This is a genomic window from Micromonospora sp. NPDC003776 (genome assembly GCF_053605645.1).
In genome coordinates, this window is sequence record NZ_JBSGJR010000675.1 from 1 (window position 1) to 3349 (window position 3349).

The window sequence follows — 3349 nt, forward strand, 5'->3', positions numbered from 1 at the left end:
CCCGCCCCCGCCCCCCGGGCGCCCGCCACCGCCGTCCGGGAGACCGGCTCCTCCGCGTACGCCTACGAGGTGCAGTACCTGCTCGACGCCACCGACGCGGCGGTGGCCCGGCTGCGCGCCGAGCTGGACGCCCTCGGCGACTCGCTGGTGATCGTCGGCGACGGCGCCACCGGCCAGGGCACCTGGAACGTGCACGTGCACGTCAACGACGTCGGCGCGGCGATCGAGGCGGGGGTGGTGGCCGGCCGTCCGCACCGGATCACCGTGACCCGCTTCGCCGACCAGGCCCCGGCACCCCCGGCCGTCCCGCTGCCGGACGGTCGGGCCGCCGTGGTGGTGGCCACCGGCGCCGGCATCGCCGAGCTGTTCGCCGCGGAGGGCGCCACCGTGGTGCCGGCCAACCCGTCCACCGGCGAGCTGCTCGACGCGATCCGCGCCACCGGGGCGGCCCGGGTGGTGGTGCTGCCCAACGACCCCAACACCCAGTCGGTCGCCAGCGCCGCCGCCAAGGAGGCACACGGGCTCGGCGTCAAGGTGAGCGTGGTACCCACCCGGTCGCCCGTGCAGGCCCTCGCCGCCCTGGCCGTCCGCGACCCGAAGCGGCGCTTCGAGGACGACGTCATCGCGATGGCCGAGGCGGCCGGCGCCTGCCGGTACGCCGAGGTCTGCCACGCCAGCCGGGAGGCGCTCACCGTGGCCGGCCCGTGCCGGCCCGGCGACGTGCTGGCACTGGTCGAGGGGGAGGTGCACCTGATCGGCGCCGACCTGCTCGACACCTGCACCGCGGTGGTCGACCGGATGCTCGGCGGCGGCGGCGAGCTGGTCACCCTGCTCTGCGGGGCGGACGCCCCGGACGGGTTGGCCGACCGGGTGCGCGAGCACGTCGAACGCACCTGGCCGTTCGTCGAGGTGCAGGCGTACGAGGGCGGCCAGCCGCACTATCCGCTCCTGCTGGGGGTCGAATGACGAGCGAGCCGACCACGGTGGACACGCCGCTGAAGAAGCTGGTCGGGGAGCGCACCGCCAAGGCCCTGGCGAGCCACCTCGACCTGCACACCGCGGGCGACCTGATCTACCACTTCCCGCGCCGCTACGACGAGCGCGGCGAGCACACCGACATCCGCTCGCTGGACGTGGGGGAGCAGGTCACCGTGCTGGCCCAGGTGCAGCGCACCGCGGTCCGGCCGATGCGCCAGCGGCGCGGCAACCTGCTGGAGGTGACCGTCGGTGACGGCTCCGGCGGGGTGCTCACGCTCACCTTCTTCGGCAACCAGGCCTGGCGGGAGCGGGACCTGCGCCCGGGCCGGTGGGGGTTGTTCGCCGGCAAGGTCACCGAGTTCCGGGGCAAGCGGCAGCTCAACGGCCCGGAATACGTGCTGCTCGGCGAGGGCGGCGACGGCGAGGCCGCGGCCAACGAGGAGGTCGAGGAGTTCGCCGGTGCGCTGATCCCGGTCTACCCGGCCGCGGCGGCGGTGCCGACCTGGGTGATCGCCCGCTGCGTCCGGGTGGTGCTGGACACCTTCACCCCGCCGGAGGACCCGCTGCCGGCCACCGTCCGGGCCAGCCGCAACCTGGCCGACATCGGCACCGCGCTGCGCGAGATCCACCGACCGTCCAGCAAGGAGGCGCTCTACCGGGCCCGGCGCCGGCTCAAGTGGGACGAGGCGTTCGCCGTCCAGCTCACCCTGGTGCAGCGCAAGCACCGCGCGGCCGACTGGCCGGCGAAGGCGCGCCCCGCCAAGCCCGGTGGGCTGCTGGACGCGTTCGACGCCCGGCTGCCGTACGAGCTGACCCCCGGCCAGCAGGTGGTCGGGCGGGAGATCGCGGCCGACCTGGCGACGGCGCACCCGATGCACCGGCTGTTGCAGGGCGAGGTCGGCTCGGGCAAGACGGTGGTGGCCCTGCGCGCGATGCTCCAGGTGGTCGACGCCGGCGGGCAGGCGGCGCTGCTCGCTCCCACCGAGGTGCTCGCCGCCCAGCACTACCGGGGCATCCTCGACCTGCTCGGCCCGCTCGCCCAGGCCGGCGAGCTGGGCGCGGCCGACGACGCCACGCGGGTGGAGCTGGTCACCGGCTCGCTCGGCGCGGCGGCCCGGCGGCGGGCCCTCGCCGAGGTCGCCGAGGGCCGGGCCGGCATCGTGCTCGGCACCCACGCCCTGCTCTACGAGGGGGTCGACTTCCGCGACCTGGGCCTGGTGGTCGTCGACGAGCAGCACCGGTTCGGCGTGGAGCAGCGGGACGCGCTGCGGGCCAAGGCCGACCAGCCGCCGCACGTGCTGGTGATGACCGCCACCCCGATCCCGCGCACGGTCGCCATGACCGTCTACGGCGACCTGGAGATCTCCACCCTGTCCCAGCTTCCGCAGGGCCGCTCGCCGATCGCCTCGCACGTGGTGCCGGCCGCGGAGAAGCCGGCCTTCCTCGACCGCGCCTGGCGCCGGCTGCGGGAGGAGGTCGCCGCCGGCCACCAGGCGTACGTGGTGTGCCCGCGGATCGGGGAGGGCCCGGTCTCCGACGAGGAACCGCCGCGGGAGGACGACAACGGCCGGCGGCCGCCGCTGGCGGTGACCGAGGTGGCGCCGCTGCTCGCCGAGGGCCCCCTGCACGGGCTGCGGATCGGGGTGCTGCACGGGCGGCTGCCGGCCGACGAGAAGGACTCGGTGATGCGCTCCTTCGCCGCCGGTGACCTGGACGTGCTGGTGGCCACCACGGTGGTCGAGGTGGGCGTGAACGTGCCCAACGCCACGGTGATGATCGTGCTGGACGCCGACCGCTTCGGCGTCTCCCAGCTGCACCAGCTGCGCGGCCGGGTGGGCCGGGGCTCGGCCCCGGGGCTCTGCCTGCTGGTCACCGAGGCGATGGAGGGCTCATCCGCCCGGGAGCGCCTGGACGCGGTGGCGTCCACCACGGACGGTTTCAAGCTCGCCGAGCTCGACCTGGAGCAGCGCCGGGAGGGTGACGTGCTGGGCGCGACCCAGTCCGGCCGCCGGTCCCACCTGCGGCTGCTGTCGCTGCTGCGGGACACCGACCTGATCCGGGACGCCCGGGCCGAGGCGATCACGCTGGTCGAGGAGGATCCGGAGCTGGTTCGGCAGCCCGCCCTGGCCGCCTCGGTCGCCGCCCTCGTCGACGAGGAACGCGCGGAGTACCTGGAGAAGGGCTGACCCTTCGCCGGCCGGTGCTGCGGCAACCCGAGTCGATCAGCTTGCCGCGCGCCCGGGCGCGTCGAAGTCTCAGCGGGCGGGCCGGGGGGGTGGGGGGGGTCTGGTGGTTCGGGTGGCGAGGGCACCCGTGTCCCCTACGAGGACATGATGGAGCGGATTCTCTTCAGCGAGGCCATCGAGATCGG

The 3349-nt window shown here is 75.3% G+C and carries 2 protein-coding genes; both read left to right on the top strand.

Annotated elements, in window-relative coordinates; all coding sequences use genetic code 11:
* Window positions 1–966 (top strand): DAK2 domain-containing protein (locus ACWEVO_RS33120; RefSeq protein ID WP_452311367.1); only part of this gene is annotated, 966 nt, incomplete at its 5' end.
* A complete protein-coding gene (gene recG / locus ACWEVO_RS33125; protein ID WP_452311368.1) occupies window positions 963–3164 on the top strand; it encodes an ATP-dependent DNA helicase RecG in 2202 nt (733 codons plus the stop codon). The genes ACWEVO_RS33120 and recG, both read left to right, overlap by 4 nt.
* Window positions 3165–3349 lie beyond the last annotated feature (185 nt).

What these genes read in the sequence shown, in the direction of transcription:
- recG (WP_452311368.1), top strand. Translation starts at nt 963, where the DNA reads ATGACGAGCGAGCCGACCACGGTGGACACGCCGCTGAAGAAGCTGGTC.